This window comes from Herbaspirillum sp. C7C8 (genome assembly GCF_022627875.1).
In the GTDB taxonomy this organism is placed as follows: domain Bacteria; phylum Pseudomonadota; class Gammaproteobacteria; order Burkholderiales; family Burkholderiaceae_D; genus Herbaspirillum.
This window is the reverse complement of the sequence record NZ_JABXGG010000021.1, coordinates 1-15,605: the sequence shown is the minus strand read 5'-3', so window position 1 is coordinate 15,605 and position 15,605 is coordinate 1. Positions and strand designations below refer to the sequence as shown.

The window sequence follows — 15,605 nt, the reverse complement described above, 5'->3', positions numbered from 1 at the left end:
TCACTCCCCTATGACGTTACGGCGGATCTCGGGATTGCCCAGTACCTCGCCCGGCTCGCCATCGGCAGCGATGCGACCGGATATCCACGCCGCTACGCGGGTGGCATAACGGGTCACGATGTCGACATCGTGCTCGACAAAGATGGAGGTGATCTTCTGCTCATCGAGCACCCGCATGATGATGGCCATCAGGCCGTGTTTCTCCTCGGTGGAGACGCCGCTGGTCGGCTCATCCATGATCAGCAGCTTGGGTTGCAGCACCAGTGCCATGGCGATGTCGAGCAGCTTGCGCTGGCCTTCCGGCAGCAGCGCGCAGGGATCGTCGGCGCGCTGGCGCAGGCCGACAAGATCCAGGATGCGGTCGATCTCGCTGTCCGGCAGTACCCGCGCCAGCGGCGTCCACAGACGCAGCACACCGCTGCGACCGGCTGCGGCCAGGCGGATGCAGTCACGCACCGTATGCTCCAGGAACAGTTGCGGCAACTGGAAGGAACGACCGATACCGCGCTGGACAATGGCGCGCGGGGCCATGCGGGTGATGTCGCGGCCATCGAAGTGCACGCTGCCCCCGGTGGGCCGGATGAAGCCGGTGCAAATGTTGATGAAGGTGGTCTTGCCGGCACCGTTCTGTCCGATCACGGCCAGGCGCTCGCCCTGCCGCAATTCGAAATCGATACTATCGGCTACCACGACCCCGCCGAAGGCCAGCTGCAGGCCACGGGTCTGCAATAAGGCACTCATGGACGCAACTCCTTGATGACGACTGTGCCGGGTTCGGTCTTGTCGCCGACGGTGGGCGTCGGCCTGGCCTTGCGGAACAGCAGACCCGACAGCCCGCCGGGAATGAAGAACACCAGGCCGATCAGCACCAGCCCCAGCACCATCTGCCAGGCACCGGTGAAGAGCGCGGCCGAATACAGCTTGACGAACTCGAACACCACCGCGCCCAGGAAAGCGCCGACCGGGTGCCCCACGCCGCCCAGGATGGAAATGAAGACGATCTCGCCCGAGCGTACCCAGTAGCCCATCTCCGGCGTGACCAGACCCTGCATGAGGGCGAACATTGCCCCCGACAGTCCACACAGGGCGGCCGAGAAGACATAACCGATCCACAGGGCGCGATTGGCCGACAGACCGATATACTCGAGCCGGGTCTCGTTGGTCTTGACAGCGGCCAGCGCCTGCCCGGCAATCGATTGCTGGTAGCGCTGCACCAGCGCAGCCACGATGACCGACAGCACCACCGCCACGACCAGCAGTGCAGTCTCGAAACCGTCACGGTCCAGCCGCAAGCCGAAGAAGGTCGAACGCGCCAGGCGGATGCCATCGGTACCGCCGGTCCAGCTGTAGAACTTGCCAAGGATGGAGAACAGCACCATCGACAAGGCCAGATTGAGCATGCCGAAGAAGATCGCCCGGTAACGCACCACGAACAGGCCGATAAGCATGCCCATGACCGCACCGCACAGCGTACCGGCCAGCAGCAGCAGGGCACTGTCGAGCTGCGGCATGGCGCGGGCCAGGAAGGCGGCAACATAACCGGCCGCGCAGCAATACATGGCATGACCGAAGGAGAGCTGACCGGCACGGATCAGGATCGACACCCCCAACGCCGCCACACCGAAGCTGGCCGCAATCACTACTGGCGTTTTCAGCCAGGGAAAGGCCAGCGGTGCGGCCAGGGCCAGCAGGGCCAGCAACATGCCGGCAAAATTGGCTCGCGTCATCACACCCTCCTCGCCTGGGCGACCGAAAACAATCCCTGCGGCCGGAACAGCAGTACCAGCACCATGATCAGGTAAGGCACCAGCACCTCCAGTTCTGGTTGCAGATACACCGAGAAGGAGCGCGCCAGGCCGATCAGCAACGCCGTCACCAGTGTGCCTTCGATCTGACCCAGCCCGGCCGTGGCCACCACGGCAAAGGACAGCACGATCATCTCCGCACCCACGCCCGGTACCAGCGACGTGGTAGGTGAAGCCAGCGCCCCGCCCAGTGCCCCCAGCATGGATCCGGCCACGAAGGTCAGCAGGCAGATGCGCTTGGCGTCGATTCCCATGGCAGTGGCCACTTCGCGGTGATGCGCCACGGCCACGATCTGGCGTCCGGTACGGCTGGAGCGCAAGAACCAGCGCAGTCCCACGAACACCACCAGTGCCACACCCGGCAAGACCATCAACTGATAGCGCGTATAGGTGATGCCGACAATCTCGGCCACGCCCAGGTAGCTGACGATGTCCGAGACGAAATAAGGCTGGGCGCCCCAGATCATGCGCTGCAGGTCTTCGAAGATCATGAAGGCGGCAAAGGTCACCAGCAGTTGCAGGATCTGCTCTTTCTGATAGAGCCGACGCAGCAGCAGCACTTCCATGATGCTGCCCAGCACCGCCCCTATCACCAGCGCGGCCACCACCAGCCACAGGAAGGACCAGGCGGGCGACAGCCCGTGCGCAGCTGCCCACAGGCCCAGAGTGGCTGCGAAATAGCCGCCAAAGGCATACAGGCTGCCGTGTGCCATGTTGAGGATGCGCATGACGCCAAACACCAGCGTCATGCCCAGCGCCACCAGGAACAGCAGCGCGGCGTAGGAGATGCCATCAAGCACCGCCAGCAGGAACAATTCCCGATTCATGATCGTCGTCCGTCCCGCTTCAGTTCACGGCAGGGAAGGTCTTGATGCGCGAGTCCTTGAGCAATCCCGGCTTGAGCGTCTTGACCCAGTCCACTGACTTCTGACCGACCGGTGCAATGGCCATCTCGGCCGGATAGATCTCGATCTTGTCCAGGATCGGGAAGGGATAGGCCGCCACCTTCCTGGTCATCCCCAGCAGTTGATCTTCCAGGCCCTGGCCGTCCTCGCGAATGGTGACCTGGTCGGTCAGACCACGGAAACTCAAGCCGTGCATGGCCTCGGCCAGTTGTTCGGTACTCGGCCACTGGCCCTTGTTGGCCTTGATCGCCTTGTCATAACCGGCCACCAGACCATCCAGCGCCTGGATCATGTGATAGACCGAATAGATGGGATAAGCACCGGTTCTGGCCTTGAATTTTTCAACGAAACCCTTGAGCTTGGGATCATCCTTCAGCACCGGATGGAGGAAATAGTGGTCTCCGCGCGCGCCGATGATGACCCCATCCGGCAGCGTCGTCCCCAGCCGCTCCAGCGAGCTTTCGGCCAGCGGCAGCACGAACAGTGAAGACTTGATCAGGCCGCGCTGGGCAGACTGGCGCACGAAGGTATCGAGGTCACCGCCCCAGGAAGTGGAAAGAATCACGTCCGGACGCAGAGCCTGCAGGCGGCTGATCTCGGTGGAGAAGTCGGAGGCACCGAACTTGGGGAACAGCTCGGCCACCACCTTCACATCCGGCTTGAGCACCTTCAGCGTCTGCGAGAACAGCTCCCAGGAATCGCGGCCCCAGGCGTAATCCTGATTGACCACGGCGATGGTCTTGAAGTTGGGCTTCTGGCGCAGCAGGTACAGCACGCTGGCCACCATTTCGGTGGTGGCATTGGCTTGCGTCCGAACCACGTACTTGTAGCGACGATCTTCCAGCACTTTTTCAGTACCGCAGTCCCAGAGGATGTTCAACACCTTCAGGTCTTCAGCCACCGGGGCCAGGATGTTGCAGTTGCCACTGGAGATGGAGCCCAGCATCACCTTGACCTTTTCTTCCTGCACCACGCGACGGTATTCGGAGAGCATCTTGTCGCCCCCCACGCCCTCATCGATGAAGGTCGGTACCACTTTCACTCCGTTGATGCCGCCCTTGGCATTGAGGTCTTCCAGATACAGTTCGGCCGCCTGCTTGGCCGGCACGCCAAACACTGAAGCCGGGCCAGAGGTGAAGGTGGTGATACCGATCTTCAGTTCGGACGGCTTGGCCTGGGCCGCTGCGCCCTGGGCAAACGCCAGCGCGGTTGCGGCGCACAGCAGAGTGCTGATGATTTTCTTGTTGAACATGTCTCTCCTCCTGTTGATGGAACCTGGCCGCGCCCCGCTGCGGCCTGTGGGTACTGTGGGTACTGCCTGTTCTGCTGCTGTCATTTTTTTGTGCTGCTGCCCTGCCCTTCAATGCGGCAGGCGCCCTGCCTGATGCAGGAATTTCTCCGCCTGCAAGATCACCGGCCTGTCGATCATCTTGCCCTTGAGCGAAATGGCACCACCGTCGCCGGCGCGCACGGCCGCCATCACTTCCTCGGCCCAAGCCAGTTCCCGCTCGCTGGGCATGAAGCCACGTCGCACCCCGTCGACCTGACGGGGATGGATGCACAGCTTGGCGCCAAAGCCCATGCGCCGGGCCCGCTGCACCATGCGCGTGAGGAAGGCATCGTCATTGAAATCCGTGGTCACGCCATCGATGGGCGGGGCAATACCGGCCAGGCGCGAGGCCATCACCATCTCGATGCGGAAGTGCGTCAGCTCTTCCTCCTCCGGCCCGCACTGCATGCCCAGATCGACCTGTGCATCAATGGAACCGAAGGCCAGTCGCTGCACACCCGGCACGGCAGCGATCTCACGCATGGCGGCCAGACCGGCGGCACTTTCGATGAGGGCGATCAGTCCGCGCCCCGGTCCCAGCCGACGGGCGATGGAGGACAGCGTCTTGGCGTCCTCCGCCTTGGGCAGAACAATGCCCGCCATCGATAGTGCAGAAAACGTCAGCAGGTCATCGCCATGCCAGACCGTGTCGGCGGCGTTGATGCGCACCCACAGACGCGCCTGCGGACCATTGCCGCGCAGCCAGCGCGCCAGCGTGGCACGGGCCTCTTCCTTCTGCGGCAGGGCCACAGCGTCTTCGAGGTCGACGATGACGGCGTCCGCCCCGCTCTCGAGCGCCTTGGCATAGCGCTCGGGCCGGTTGGCCGGCACGAACAGGTAGCTGCTGGCGGCAGTGATATGCGGTGCCATCACACGGCTCCCCGTTCGCGCAAGGCCGCGATGGCGGCCGCGTCATAGCCCAGTCTGCCGAGGATGGCCTCGGTATGCTGGCCCAGTGCCGGGATGGCCTCCATGCGGTAGTCGTAGCTGTCATTGACACCGGGGGGCAGCAGTGCGGCGACCTTGCCGACCGGGGTATCGACTTCGGCCCAGCGTTCGCGCGCAGCCAGTTGCGGGTGCTGCCACAGTTCCTGCATGGTGTTCACACGGGCATTGGCGATCTGCGCCTGATCCAGCCGCGCCACGACCTGCTCGGCGCTCATGTCGGCAAACATCCCCAAGATCAACTGGCGCAGCGCTTCGCGATGCTCATGGCGTCGCGCGTTGCTGGAGAAGCGTGCATCGCTGGCCAGCGCGGCATCCTGCAATACCACTTCGCAGAAGACTTTCCATTCACGTTCGTTCTGCAAGCCCAGCATGACCGTCTTGCCATCACCGGCCTTGAAGGGGCCATAGGGATAGATGGTGGCATGCTCGGCGCCCGAGCGACCCGGCGCACTGGCCCCCTGATAGGCGTAATACAGGGGAAAGCTCATCCACTCCGTCAACGCCTCCAGCATCGACAGATCGATGTGGCTGCCGCGTCCATCGCGCCCGCGCTTGATGAGCGCAGCCAGGATGTTGGAATAGGCATACATGCCGGCGGCGATGTCGGCAATCGAGCAGCCAGCCTTCACCACTTCATCGGGCGTACCGGTGACCGAGAGGAAACCTGCTTCGCTCTGGATCAAGAGGTCATACGCCTTCTTGTCACGATAAGGACCGTCCTCACCATAACCGGAAATATCGCAGACGATCAGGCCCGGGTGCTTCGCATGCAGTACCTTGGCCGACAGGCCCAGACCGGCGGCAGCGCCCGGTGCCAGGTTCTGCACCAGGACATCGGCCTCGCTCAGGAGCTGGTCGATGATGCGCTTGCCCTCTTCGTCCTTGAGGTTGAGGGTCAGGCTTTCCTTGGAACGATTGGTCCACACGAAGTGCGAAGACAGGCCGTTGACGCGCGTATCGTAGCCGCGGGCAAAATCTCCCACCCCGGGTCGCTCGATCTTGATGACACGGGCGCCCAGGTCCGCCAGCTGGCGTGTACAGAACGGCGCCGCGATGGCGTGCTCCAGGCTGATGACGGTGATGCCCTCCAGCGGGCGATTGGCTTGCGACATGGCGTGTGCTCCTGGCGTACTTGGCGCGTCGGGATGATCGGATAGGGTCGGGCGTCAGAACAACTGCTGCAGATCGCGCGTCTCGTGCAGGCGCCAGGCACGTGCGATGATCGCGGCGATCTCGGCGTCGCTGGCCGCGTGCGAGAAACGTATCAGCCGTGTCGCCTTCTGTTCCAGCTCAGGCCGCGAGAGCGTGTTCCCGGGATCGCCCTTGGGTACATCGACGGCTGCCTCGAAGCGGCGGCCATCAGTGGTCTGTACCTCCACGCGGCCGAGCCAGCGCGCCGGATAGGCTTGATCGACCTCGCTATCGAGCCGCATCTGCACCTTCTGGCGGAACTGCGCCACGCGCGGATCGCTCAAGGCCTGTTGTTCAAATTCACTCAGCCCGGCCTGCTGATGCACGGCAATCAAGCCCAGCACCGTACCCATGGAAAACTTGGCCTGGTGCACCGTCTGCGGATCGACCACCGGCCCCAGCACATCGATGGCACCCTGATGCACGCGCGTGGTGACCAGGGCGATCTGGTCGTGACGCAGACCTTCACGCTGCATCAGCAATTGCAGCGCATCGGCGGCCGGATGCGTATGACGGCAGGAAGCATGGAACTTGAACGAGGTCTCCGCCGTAGCCCAGCGCGTACCCAGGCCATCGGTGAGGCGAGCAGGATCGGCGTCGCTGGACATGCCGGCCGCCATGCCCTGGGCACCTTCGAGGATGCGTTGCGCGCCAGTGAAACCATCCCGCGTCAGATACGCTGCCAGCAGCCCGTCGGCAGCGGCCTTGCCGGTATGCAGTTGCTTGGAATCGGCCGCATCGCGCAGGAACTCCCACAGCCCTGCGGCCTGGGTTCCGGCCGAACCCATGGCATGCAGGAATTGTCGCGCATCGAAATCCATGAGCTTGCCCACCGCCACCGCAGCGGCCAGCGTGCCCACTGTCCCGGTGGTATGGAAGACCCGGTAGTGCGAGCGCCCCATGAATTGGCCGATGCGGATGCCGGCCTCATAGCCTGCCACGGCGGCCACCAGCAAGTCCGCACCGGACTTGCCCAGTGCCTGCGCAGCAGCCAGCGCAGCCGGGAATACCACGGCCGCCGGATGGAACACCGAACCGTTGTGCACGTCATCCTGCTCCACGACATGCGAGGCTGCACCATTGACCAGCGCCGCAAAATACGGCGTGGTACTGCGACGGCTGGTGAGGATGGTCGACGGCCCCTGCTGCGGCCCCATCTGCGCCGCATAGCGTTCGATGATGCCGACCTGGCGCGCGGTCTTGCCGGCCAGCGCCGAGGCGAACCAATCGAGATAAAGATCTTCGGTACGGGCGATCACTGCCGTCGGGATATCCTCGTAACGCAGCCCGGCCAGAAAGGCCGCCAGCAGGCGCGAGGGATGCTCATCGGGCCTGACGTTTTCTGCACCATGGGTGGAGTTTTCTGCAATGGCCTGCATGATTTGCCTCAGAAGGAACGCGGCAGACCGAGAATGTGCTCGGCCACGTAGGAAAAAATCAGGTTGGTCGAAATCGGCGCCACCTGGTACAGGCGCGTCTCACGGAACTTGCGCTCGACGTCGTATTCGCAGGCAAAGCCGAAGCCGCCATGGGTCTGCAGGCAGACATTGGCCGCTTCCCACGAGGCCTTGGCTGCCAGGTACTTGGCCATGTTGGCCTGGGCGCCACAATTCTGGTGCGCATCGAAGAGTTCGCAGGCCTTGTAGCGCATCAGGTTGGCGGCTTCGATCTCGATGTAGGCGTCGGCAATCGGGAACTGCACGCCCTGGTTCATGCCGATGGGCCGATCAAACACCACGCGCTCATTGGCATAGGCGGTAGCCTTGTCGATGAACCAGTAACCATCGCCGATGCACTCGGCGGCGATCAGGGTGCGTTCGGCATTGAGGCCGTCGAGGATGTACTTGAAGCCCCGCCCTTCCTCGCCGATCAGATTCTCGGCGGGAATTTCCAGGTTGTCGAAGAAGAGTTCATTGGTCTCATGGTTGACCATGTTCAGGATGGGCCGCACCTCCAGCCCCTTGCCGATGGCCTCCTTCAGATCGACCAGGAAAATGGACATGCCTTCGGATTTCTTCTTGACCTGGTCCAGCGGCGTGGTCCGTGCCAGCAGGATCATCAGATCCGAATGCTGGACTCGGGAGATCCACACTTTCTGGCCGTTGACCACGTAGCGATCGCCCTTCTTCACCGCCACGGTCTTGATACGCGTGGTATCGGTACCGGTGGTCGGTTCGGTCACGCCCATCGATTGCAGGCGCAGTTCACCGCTGGCGATCTTGGGCAGGTACTGCTGCTTCTGCCGTTCGGAGCCGTGACGCAGCAAGGTGCCCATGTTGTACATCTGGCCGTGGCAGGCCCCGGAATTGCCACCGGTACGGTTGATCTCTTCCATGATGACCGAGGCTTCGGTCAAGCCCAATCCGGAACCGCCGTATTGCTGCGGAATCAACGCGGCCATCCAGCCGGCCTTGGTGAGAGCATCGACAAACTGCTCGGGATAGCCGCGTGCCTCGTCGACCTTGCGCCAGTATTCTGCGGGGAAGGTCTGGCACAGGTCGCGCACGGCATCGCGCAGGTCGGTGTAGGCATCGGGGACGGTTTGATACGACATGAGGGACTCCGGCTCAATATTGTGTAAATGATTTATTTTTTTAGCCCAACAGGGCTTGCGCCTGCATCGCCAGCTCGCCGCGCTGGTTCTGCGCCCACAGTGCTACGCTCCTGCCATCGGCTGCGGGCTTGCCGCACAGCGTGAAGGGCTCGATATCGAACAGGCTGCCCACGGCACGGAAATTGAACTCGCGCAGCACCGCCTGCGGCATCTCGCGCGCCAGCAGGTCGACCAGCAAGGTGGCGATCAGCGGACCATGCACGATCAGGCCGGGATAGCCCTCAACCCCGGTGACATAGCTGCGGTCGTAATGGATGCGATGACCGTTGAAGGTCAGCGCCGAATAGCGAAACAGCAGCACCGGATCGGGCACCACCCGGCGCGACCAGCGCGCATCGGCGGGCGCGCTTTGGGCTACCGCCACCGGTGCACCAGGCTGCGGCAAATCGCGATAGACGATATCGTGCTCTTCGCTCAGGCAGAGCTGGCCCTGATGATGGATGGTGTGCTGCACGGTCACGAAGGCCAGCGCGCCGGTGCGTCCCTGCTTCACGTCCACGCTGGCAATGCGCGAGACTTTCTCGGCCTGTGCGCCGATGGGTAGCGGCGCGGCAAAGCGCAGCCGGCCTCCGGCCCACATGCGCCGCGGCAAGGGTACCGGCGGCAGGAAGCCACCACGCTGCGGATGCCCATCCGCGCCCACCTCCGACTGAGGGCACACGTTCCAGAAATAGATCCAGTGCCACAAGGGCGGCAGCGCATCCCCGGCGACGGGATAACGCGGACCGTCCAGCGTCGCCGCCAGCGCTGCCGCAAAGGCAGGATTGATCTGGTCGTGGCGCGTTTCGGTCTTGTCCAGCCACTGACGCAGCAAGGTGATATCCAGGTCGGGATGCGACATGTCTGCTCGTGTCGTTGTTGTGCAATGGGCGCCAGTCTGTGGCCAGCCGACGCGGCAAACAATCTGTATTTTTGGAAGGGGGGCTTACGCAGAACTGAAGTCACGTCCAGGATGCGGATGCGGCATCGCATCACGCGCGCCAGGGATTTCTCTGCATGCGCTCGGACAAATCGGCGTACCATGAGCAGCCACCGAGGGCACGCGCGCAACGAACGCGGGAACGTGCCGCAACACAAGAGAGGGCGGCTTGCCGGAATGCAAGCGAGATCCTCACTGATCCTTTCCGGGAGACATCATGCTTTTCGATCTGACCGACCTGCGCCTGTTCATCCTGATTGCCGAACTCAACAGCCTCACCCGCAGCGCCGAGCGCATGAATCTCTCGCTGGCCGCCACCAGCAACCGCATCAAGGAACTGGAGACACGTTTCGGTACGCGCCTGCTTTATCGCGAGAGCAAGGGCGTGCAACTGACACCGGCCGGGCAGACCTTGCTGCATCACGCACAGCTCTTCATGCAGCAGATGGAACATCTCAAGAGCGACATGCAGCAGTACAACAACGGCATCAAGGGCTATATCCGCATCTTCGCCAACACCACGGCGGTGACCGAATTCATGCCCGAGATTCTCGGCAAGTTCCTGGCCAGGTATCCGCAGGTCAATGTCGCCCTGGAAGAACGCCTGAACCATGACATCCTGCGCGGCATCCAGGAAGGCACGGCCGACATCGGCATCGTCGCCGGTCCGGTACAGGGAGATGGATTGCAGGTGCTCAACTTCTCCACCGACCGCCTGGTCCTGGCCACCGCGCTGGAACACCCGCTGGCCGGCGCTGGCAGCCTTCCCTTCCAGGACACGCTGGAATACGAACACATCGGCCTGCACGAGGGCAGCACCCTGCACCATTTCCTCAACAACATCGTGGCCGGGCATGGCCAGCGGCTCAAGTTGCGTATCCAGGTACGCAGCTTCGAAGCCATGTGCCGCATGATCGAGACCAATGTCGGCATCGGCATCGTGCCGCGTTCAGCGGCACAGCGGCATCAGCAGACCATGCAGTTATCGGTGGTGGAATTGAGCGATCCGTGGAGCGTACGCGAGCGCAGCATGGTGTTTCAGAACATGGAGACGCTCTCGCCGCATGCCCGCAACCTGGTGGAGTTCATCAGCGAGCAGATGATGCCGGACAATGACGAAGACAAACTATCTGCGCCCGATGCAGGCAAGCCTGTCGCTCGTGCAAGGAAGAGCGCCTGAGGTGGTGCTGGACGGAAGAGAAGCGCTCAGCCGCCGATCATCATCCAGACCGACAGCAACAACAATGCCGCGCAGAAGAGGATGCGCAGACGCCGTTCCGGCAAATGGTGCGCCAGCGCCACGCCCCATGAGATGCTCAGCACGCCGCCCAGCGCCATGGGCAGACCGACTGACCAGTCCACGTGGCCCGCTTGGGCGTAGGTCCACAGCGCCACCAGGGTGCCGGGCGTGACCATGGCCAGTCCGAGGCCTTGCGCGGCGGTCTGCGTCACGCCGAACAAGGCCGTCAGCATGGGCACGGCCACGATGGCGCCGCCCACGCTGAAGAAACCGGCCGAGGCTCCGGCCGACATCCCCACCAGTGGAATGTAGCGGCGTGAGAGCACCATGGACGACTCGACGCTGCGCTTGTTGCGCAACAGCGTCCACAGGTAGTAAAGCGCGAGCAGCCCCATGAAGGCGGCGAAGCAGACATGCAGGCTGCGTGCGGCCATGGCTGTGGCTATCCGGGCCGCGAGGTAGGTGGTCACGACGGCGGGCACGCACATCATCGCGGCCGTACTCCACTGGATGCGATTGCGCTGCCGGTAGCGCCAGAAGGCGATGACGACATTGGGCACGATCATCACCAGCGCCGTGCCCTGGGCCAGTTGCTGGTCCATGCCGTAGAGGTAGCCCAGCACCGGAATGGCGATGAGCCCGCCGCCGATCCCGAACAGACCGCCCATGGCGCCCAGCAGGCCACCGAGCAGGAAGTTGACTACGCCGGAGAAAAACAAGGAAGCCGTCATCGGTGTACAGTGATGCCTCTGCTGGCCGGCTGCAGGATGCAGTGGCCGCATCGAAGGATAAAAAAGGAGACTGACATGAGCGGCGTCATGGTGTTTGCGCTGGAGATGGGCGTTATCGCCCTCATTGCGCTGGCCATCTACATGGTGATGAAGAAGTAGCGCCGCCGTTCAGGCCCGACAGTGTAGCGCAGCCGGCCCATGCTGTCCCGGCCGCTTGTGTTTTTCTGCCATCCCCCTCAAGCAAAGGACAACAGAATGGATCTCGGCATCAAAGGTAAAACTGCGCTGGTCTGCGCATCGAGCAAAGGACTTGGTCGCGCCTGCGCGTTCTCGCTGGCGCGTGAGGGCGTCCACGTGACCCTGCTGGCGCGCGGTGCCGAGGCGCTGGAAGCCACGGCCCGGGCGATCCGCGCGGAGACCGCCGCCACCGGCGCCGTCATTGCCGCCGTCGTCTGCGACATCACCACCCCGGAAGGACGCGCCCTGGCGCTGGCTGCCTGCCCTGCTCCGGACATCCTGGTGACCAATGCAGGCGGCCCCAAGCCGGGGGACTTCCGTGAGTGGACGCGGGAGGACTGGATTGCGGCGGTGGACGCCAACATGCTCACGCCCATCGAGCTCATCAAGGCCACGGTGGATGGCATGATTGCGCGCGGCTTCGGGCGCATCGTCAATATCACCTCCAGCGCGGTACGGGCGCCGATCGACATTCTGGGACTCTCCAATGGTGCGCGTTCGGGGCTGACCGGTTTTGTGGCGGGACTGGCGCGCAAGACGGTGGCGCACAACGTGACGATCAACAATCTCCTGCCGGGGCCGTTCGAGACCGATCGCCTGCGTTCCACCGCCAGCGGTGCCGCCGCCGAGAGCGGGCGCAGCGTGGATGAAGTGCTGGCGGAGCGGCGCAAGCTCAACCCGGCCGGGCGCTTCGGCGATCCGGCCGAGTTTGGCGATGCCTGTGCCTATCTGTGCAGTGCTCAGGCGGGTTTCATCACGGGACAGAATCTGTTGATGGATGGCGGGGCTTATCCGGGAACGTTCTGAGGCAGGTCTGCTGCGCTGGCGCATGGCATGCCGGAAAGGGATGGATGCAAAGCAAGTGATGTGATGTATAATGCGGCCCTCGTGCGACGGGCGCCATGCCCGGCTGCGGCACAAGGAGGTTTGGGTGAGTGGTTTAAACCAGCAGTCTTGAAAACTGCCGACGGGGTGACCCGTCCGTGAGTTCGAATCTCACAGCCTCCGCCAGGAAATTTGAAAAAGCCCTTGATTTTTAAGGGCTTTTTCTTTTTCCACCACAACCAGTATGCCATTGGGCATGCCACGATGACTTGGCTCTGATGGGATTGCGTTAGCCCTCTGTGGGCCAGCGACTGGTGCAAAACAGTCGTCAACCAACTCGAAGGCTGCGTGTTGATTTGTATTGCCCCTTGACCCGGGGCCACCTTGTTCTACTTCGGTCTGGCCTTGGGACTTCAAAAATCAAACTGCGTCAATTTCTCCCGCAAATCAACAGTCGCGAAGTCATCGACAACCAAGAAATGCTGTTCTGGATTTGCCATCCCATTCCTCATTTACGAATTAGCTCATTCAGCCCCGTAGAAAATTTATCGCAAATTTCGGGCCTACGCAGCGTCCAAGACAGAGGGTTTCCACGCAACAATCCTCACTTTCTTTTTGCTACTTTGCCAGCACTGACGTGATGAACCATATCGCGATAATATTGCGCGATCAATGAATCGAGCGTACGACATAAACAACGTTGGGGAACGATAGCGTGGCTCTCGATATTCATGTACGAACGATCAAACTCAAAAAACTACTTAGGGGATCGGCATGGGATGGGGTTTTAGAAAAAGCATCAAGATTGCACCAGGCGTGCGCATTAATCTGAGCAAAAAAGGCGTCAGCGCCTCGCTCGGTACAAAAGGACTGACCTACAACACACGTGGGCGCGTCACCGCAAGCATTCCTGGATCAGGAATTCGCTATACCCAAAATCTGAATAGCCGCAAATCATCTGGCCGCCAGGATCCCCGGCTCAAAGGAAGCACGTCGATCGACCCAGACGGCATCGTCCGCTTGTCCAAGCGAGAGCAAGCCACCCGTGATTTTGTGGACCGTCTGCAGAGTCGCCTAACCGATACGCTAAGGCAGTATTTTCTTTCTCACGGTGTCTACGTTGCCCCCGAAGATATTGCTGAAGCAGCTACGCTGGGCGATCACCAGGATTTTCTTAATAGTATTGCAGGCGATTTGGAAGTGACCTCTCGCGCCATTAGACTTGCTATCGACATTGGTAGCATTTCGTTGGCGGAAAAAGAAAAGGCAATGCGGGCGTTGTATGACATCGAAAAACAGTGCAGCGAACATGCAGGCGATCATGAAGGCTTGGAAGCTGCAGCGAACGCGCTGAATTCAGCTATCGCGCAATGGCCAAACCGCCCCGCCTTATTATGGCCGTTCATCGTCTGCATTGTCGGATGGTTGATCATGAGCTCAGGCAATCTGCCGCTTGGTGGCGCCTTCGTGGCCGGCGCCATACTGTTCTCATTCTTCAAAATTCAATCCTTTGCTCAGCAGAAATCGCAAGCCAAAGCCGAAATTGACGAAGCTGACCATCACTTCTCGCTACGCATGGCTACGGAAATTACGCCAAAGCCCACATTTGTAATGCCCGTGGATCGCACCCGAGCAAAGGCGTGGACGCTTGGCACCATTGTCGCCTTACTGGTATTGACCGTGCTGGTTCAGCCCCACGATACCGGCAAAACACAGACCGCGTCTAACACCAATAGTGCAACCATGAGTGAAAATGCTGCTACGGGAAAAAGCACCTCCAAGCAGGTTGCCGACAGCAATAGGAGCGTAAAAAGCGGAGAGAATACTAAAGGTGCTTCTGATCTCAGCTGGTTAAAGGGCAAACACCCTGCAGACGTCGTCAAAGATGCACGCTTTAGGGCTGCCTTCTATGGCATATCAGCCGCCGACTGGAAGAAAATCGCTGAACGACTATATGTCAGCGATAAAGATGGCATTCAATTCAAAGATGGCTACTATTTTGCTGAAGGTTGTATGGCCCATTTTTGTGGTTCGGATATCGCCGCATTTTCGATTGATAAGGCCACTGGCAGAGGGACCGTCGTCTACAAAGAGACGACCGACTACACCACGAACAAGGCCAACGCTAAAGGGTTCGGATGGCCGAATGCCCCTTTGGAAGGCTCACCGATCGTTGCGTGGCTCACCTCAAATGGCATGAACGTGAGCAACGATCAGCCAAAAGCCGCCGCGGCGACGCCCACGCAAAAGACGAGCTTCGACTGCAGCAAAAAGCGTTCCTATGCGGAAAAGCTAATTTGCCAGGATCCGGAACTTGCACAACATGACCGTGAATTGGCCGATGAACTTGCCAAAGCTAAGCTGGCCGTCAATGATCAGACAGCCCTTAAAGCACACGCCCGGCAGGCCTGGAACTACCGCGAAACCGCTTGCCAAGATCGAGAGTGCCTGATTCGATGGTACGTCGACGAGAAGATTGCTTTGAGAGAATTTCAGTGAACCGATCACTTTTCCATCTTATTTTCCTTGAACGCATCATACTCGTTCGATGTAAGCTCAACGGCCATTCCTTCGCCAGACAGCCCCTTCACCTCCACTCGCAAGAGCCGCTCGTTACGCTCTCCGGCAATGAACACCTCTTCTATATTTCATCGAAGAGATTTACAACGAGCGACGTATGCACTCAGCGCTGGGCTATCAATCACCTAACCATTTCGAAGCACCACTCGCTCTGACCTGCTCCCCAATTTAGTACGAGAACGACTTGGAGTCTGCGGTTAAAATGACCGTACCCCAGAATTAGTACCGGTCTAAAGTAGAAATTTCCGGCTTCATAGATATGTCCGATTCAGCCCTTTCC

14 protein-coding genes and 1 tRNA gene are annotated in these 15,605 nt (G+C 61.1%); 5 read left to right on the top strand and 10 right to left on the bottom strand.

From position 1 onward, the window contains the following. The 9 genes from HWE01_RS19905 to HWE01_RS19865 all read right to left on the bottom strand — a co-directional run bounded on the left by HWE01_RS19905 (position 1) and on the right by HWE01_RS19865 (position 9,634). A complete protein-coding gene (locus HWE01_RS19905; RefSeq protein WP_241822666.1) occupies positions 1–741 on the bottom strand; it encodes an ABC transporter ATP-binding protein in 741 nt (246 codons plus the stop codon). Next, positions 738–1,727, bottom strand: coding sequence for a branched-chain amino acid ABC transporter permease (locus HWE01_RS19900; RefSeq protein ID WP_241822665.1), 990 nt, complete (start codon positions 1,725–1,727; stop codon positions 738–740). Before HWE01_RS19900 ends, HWE01_RS19905 begins: the two co-directional genes overlap by 4 nt. Continuing rightward, positions 1,727–2,632 carry a branched-chain amino acid ABC transporter permease gene (locus HWE01_RS19895; RefSeq protein WP_241822664.1) on the bottom strand — a complete coding sequence of 302 codons (906 nt, stop codon included), beginning with the start codon at positions 2,630–2,632 and terminating at the stop codon, positions 1,727–1,729. Before HWE01_RS19895 ends, HWE01_RS19900 begins: the two co-directional genes overlap by 1 nt. Positions 2,633–2,651: 19 nt before the next feature. After that, complete coding sequence (locus HWE01_RS19890; protein ID WP_241822663.1) at positions 2,652–3,962, bottom strand: ABC transporter substrate-binding protein; 1,311 nt, start codon at positions 3,960–3,962, stop codon at positions 2,652–2,654. A 108-nt stretch (positions 3,963–4,070) separates the two neighbouring features. Continuing rightward, on the bottom strand, positions 4,071–4,910 hold the full coding sequence (locus tag HWE01_RS19885; RefSeq protein ID WP_241822662.1) for an HpcH/HpaI aldolase/citrate lyase family protein: 840 nt from the start codon (positions 4,908–4,910) through the stop codon (positions 4,071–4,073). Then, a complete protein-coding gene (locus HWE01_RS19880; RefSeq protein ID WP_241822661.1) occupies positions 4,910–6,100 on the bottom strand; it encodes a CaiB/BaiF CoA transferase family protein in 1,191 nt (396 codons plus the stop codon). The genes HWE01_RS19885 and HWE01_RS19880 overlap by 1 nt, the downstream gene beginning before the upstream one ends. Positions 6,101–6,154: 54 nt before the next feature. Next, the gene (locus HWE01_RS19875; RefSeq protein WP_241822660.1) at positions 6,155–7,558 is read right to left on the bottom strand and encodes an MmgE/PrpD family protein; all 1,404 of its coding nucleotides are present in this window, start codon (positions 7,556–7,558) and stop codon (positions 6,155–6,157) included. 8 nt (positions 7,559–7,566) lie between these two features. Continuing rightward, positions 7,567–8,733: an acyl-CoA dehydrogenase family protein gene (locus HWE01_RS19870; protein ID WP_175344560.1), complete on the bottom strand. Its 1,167-nt coding sequence runs from the start codon at positions 8,731–8,733 to the stop codon at positions 7,567–7,569. A 40-nt stretch (positions 8,734–8,773) separates the two neighbouring features. Next, a complete protein-coding gene (locus tag HWE01_RS19865) occupies positions 8,774–9,634 on the bottom strand; it encodes an HTD2 family dehydratase (protein WP_008329750.1) in 861 nt (286 codons plus the stop codon). Between the two features lie 295 nt (positions 9,635–9,929). Here HWE01_RS19865 and HWE01_RS19860 point away from each other — a divergent pair, with 295 nt between their 5' ends. Further along, entirely contained in the window at positions 9,930–10,892 is a 963-nt protein-coding gene (locus HWE01_RS19860) for a LysR family transcriptional regulator (protein ID WP_008329751.1), read from the top strand. A gap of 26 nt (positions 10,893–10,918) precedes the next feature. Here the strand turns inward: HWE01_RS19860 and HWE01_RS19855 are convergent, their stop codons facing one another. Next, positions 10,919–11,683 carry a sulfite exporter TauE/SafE family protein gene (locus HWE01_RS19855; protein WP_008329753.1) on the bottom strand — a complete coding sequence of 255 codons (765 nt, stop codon included), beginning with the start codon at positions 11,681–11,683 and terminating at the stop codon, positions 10,919–10,921. A gap of 12 nt (positions 11,684–11,695) precedes the next feature. On the opposite strand from HWE01_RS19855, the gene HWE01_RS19850 reads away from it, so the two are divergent. From HWE01_RS19850 to HWE01_RS19835, 4 genes are all read left to right on the top strand, one after another. Beyond that, a complete protein-coding gene (locus tag HWE01_RS19850; protein WP_241822659.1) occupies positions 11,696–11,842 on the top strand; it encodes a hypothetical protein in 147 nt (48 codons plus the stop codon). 96 nt (positions 11,843–11,938) lie between these two features. Further along, positions 11,939–12,727: an SDR family oxidoreductase gene (locus HWE01_RS19845; RefSeq protein ID WP_241822658.1), complete on the top strand. Its 789-nt coding sequence runs from the start codon at positions 11,939–11,941 to the stop codon at positions 12,725–12,727. 114 nt (positions 12,728–12,841) lie between these two features. Beyond that, positions 12,842–12,931 (top strand) — tRNA-Ser (locus tag HWE01_RS19840). A gap of 588 nt (positions 12,932–13,519) precedes the next feature. Continuing rightward, positions 13,520–15,244 (top strand): Ivy family c-type lysozyme inhibitor, encoded by a 1,725-nt coding sequence (locus HWE01_RS19835; protein WP_241822657.1) that lies wholly within the window; start codon positions 13,520–13,522, stop codon positions 15,242–15,244. Positions 15,245–15,605: the final 361 nt, after the last annotated feature.

What these genes read in the sequence shown, in the direction of transcription:
- HWE01_RS19865 (WP_008329750.1), bottom strand. Translation starts at nt 9,634, where the DNA reads ATGTCGCATCCCGACCTGGATATCACCTTGCTGCGTCAGTGGCTGGAC.
- HWE01_RS19875 (WP_241822660.1), bottom strand. Translation starts at nt 7,558, where the DNA reads ATGCAGGCCATTGCAGAAAACTCCACCCATGGTGCAGAAAACGTCAGG.
- HWE01_RS19905 (WP_241822666.1), bottom strand. Translation starts at nt 741, where the DNA reads ATGAGTGCCTTATTGCAGACCCGTGGCCTGCAGCTGGCCTTCGGCGGG.
- HWE01_RS19880 (WP_241822661.1), bottom strand. Translation starts at nt 6,100, where the DNA reads ATGTCGCAAGCCAATCGCCCGCTGGAGGGCATCACCGTCATCAGCCTG.
- HWE01_RS19895 (WP_241822664.1), bottom strand. Translation starts at nt 2,632, where the DNA reads ATGAATCGGGAATTGTTCCTGCTGGCGGTGCTTGATGGCATCTCCTAC.
- HWE01_RS19855 (WP_008329753.1), bottom strand. Translation starts at nt 11,683, where the DNA reads ATGACGGCTTCCTTGTTTTTCTCCGGCGTAGTCAACTTCCTGCTCGGT.
- HWE01_RS19885 (WP_241822662.1), bottom strand. Translation starts at nt 4,910, where the DNA reads ATGGCACCGCATATCACTGCCGCCAGCAGCTACCTGTTCGTGCCGGCC.
- HWE01_RS19900 (WP_241822665.1), bottom strand. Translation starts at nt 1,727, where the DNA reads ATGACGCGAGCCAATTTTGCCGGCATGTTGCTGGCCCTGCTGGCCCTG.
- HWE01_RS19890 (WP_241822663.1), bottom strand. Translation starts at nt 3,962, where the DNA reads ATGTTCAACAAGAAAATCATCAGCACTCTGCTGTGCGCCGCAACCGCG.
- HWE01_RS19850 (WP_241822659.1), top strand. Translation starts at nt 11,696, where the DNA reads ATGCCTCTGCTGGCCGGCTGCAGGATGCAGTGGCCGCATCGAAGGATA.
- HWE01_RS19860 (WP_008329751.1), top strand. Translation starts at nt 9,930, where the DNA reads ATGCTTTTCGATCTGACCGACCTGCGCCTGTTCATCCTGATTGCCGAA.
- HWE01_RS19835 (WP_241822657.1), top strand. Translation starts at nt 13,520, where the DNA reads ATGGGATGGGGTTTTAGAAAAAGCATCAAGATTGCACCAGGCGTGCGC.
- HWE01_RS19870 (WP_175344560.1), bottom strand. Translation starts at nt 8,733, where the DNA reads ATGTCGTATCAAACCGTCCCCGATGCCTACACCGACCTGCGCGATGCC.
- HWE01_RS19845 (WP_241822658.1), top strand. Translation starts at nt 11,939, where the DNA reads ATGGATCTCGGCATCAAAGGTAAAACTGCGCTGGTCTGCGCATCGAGC.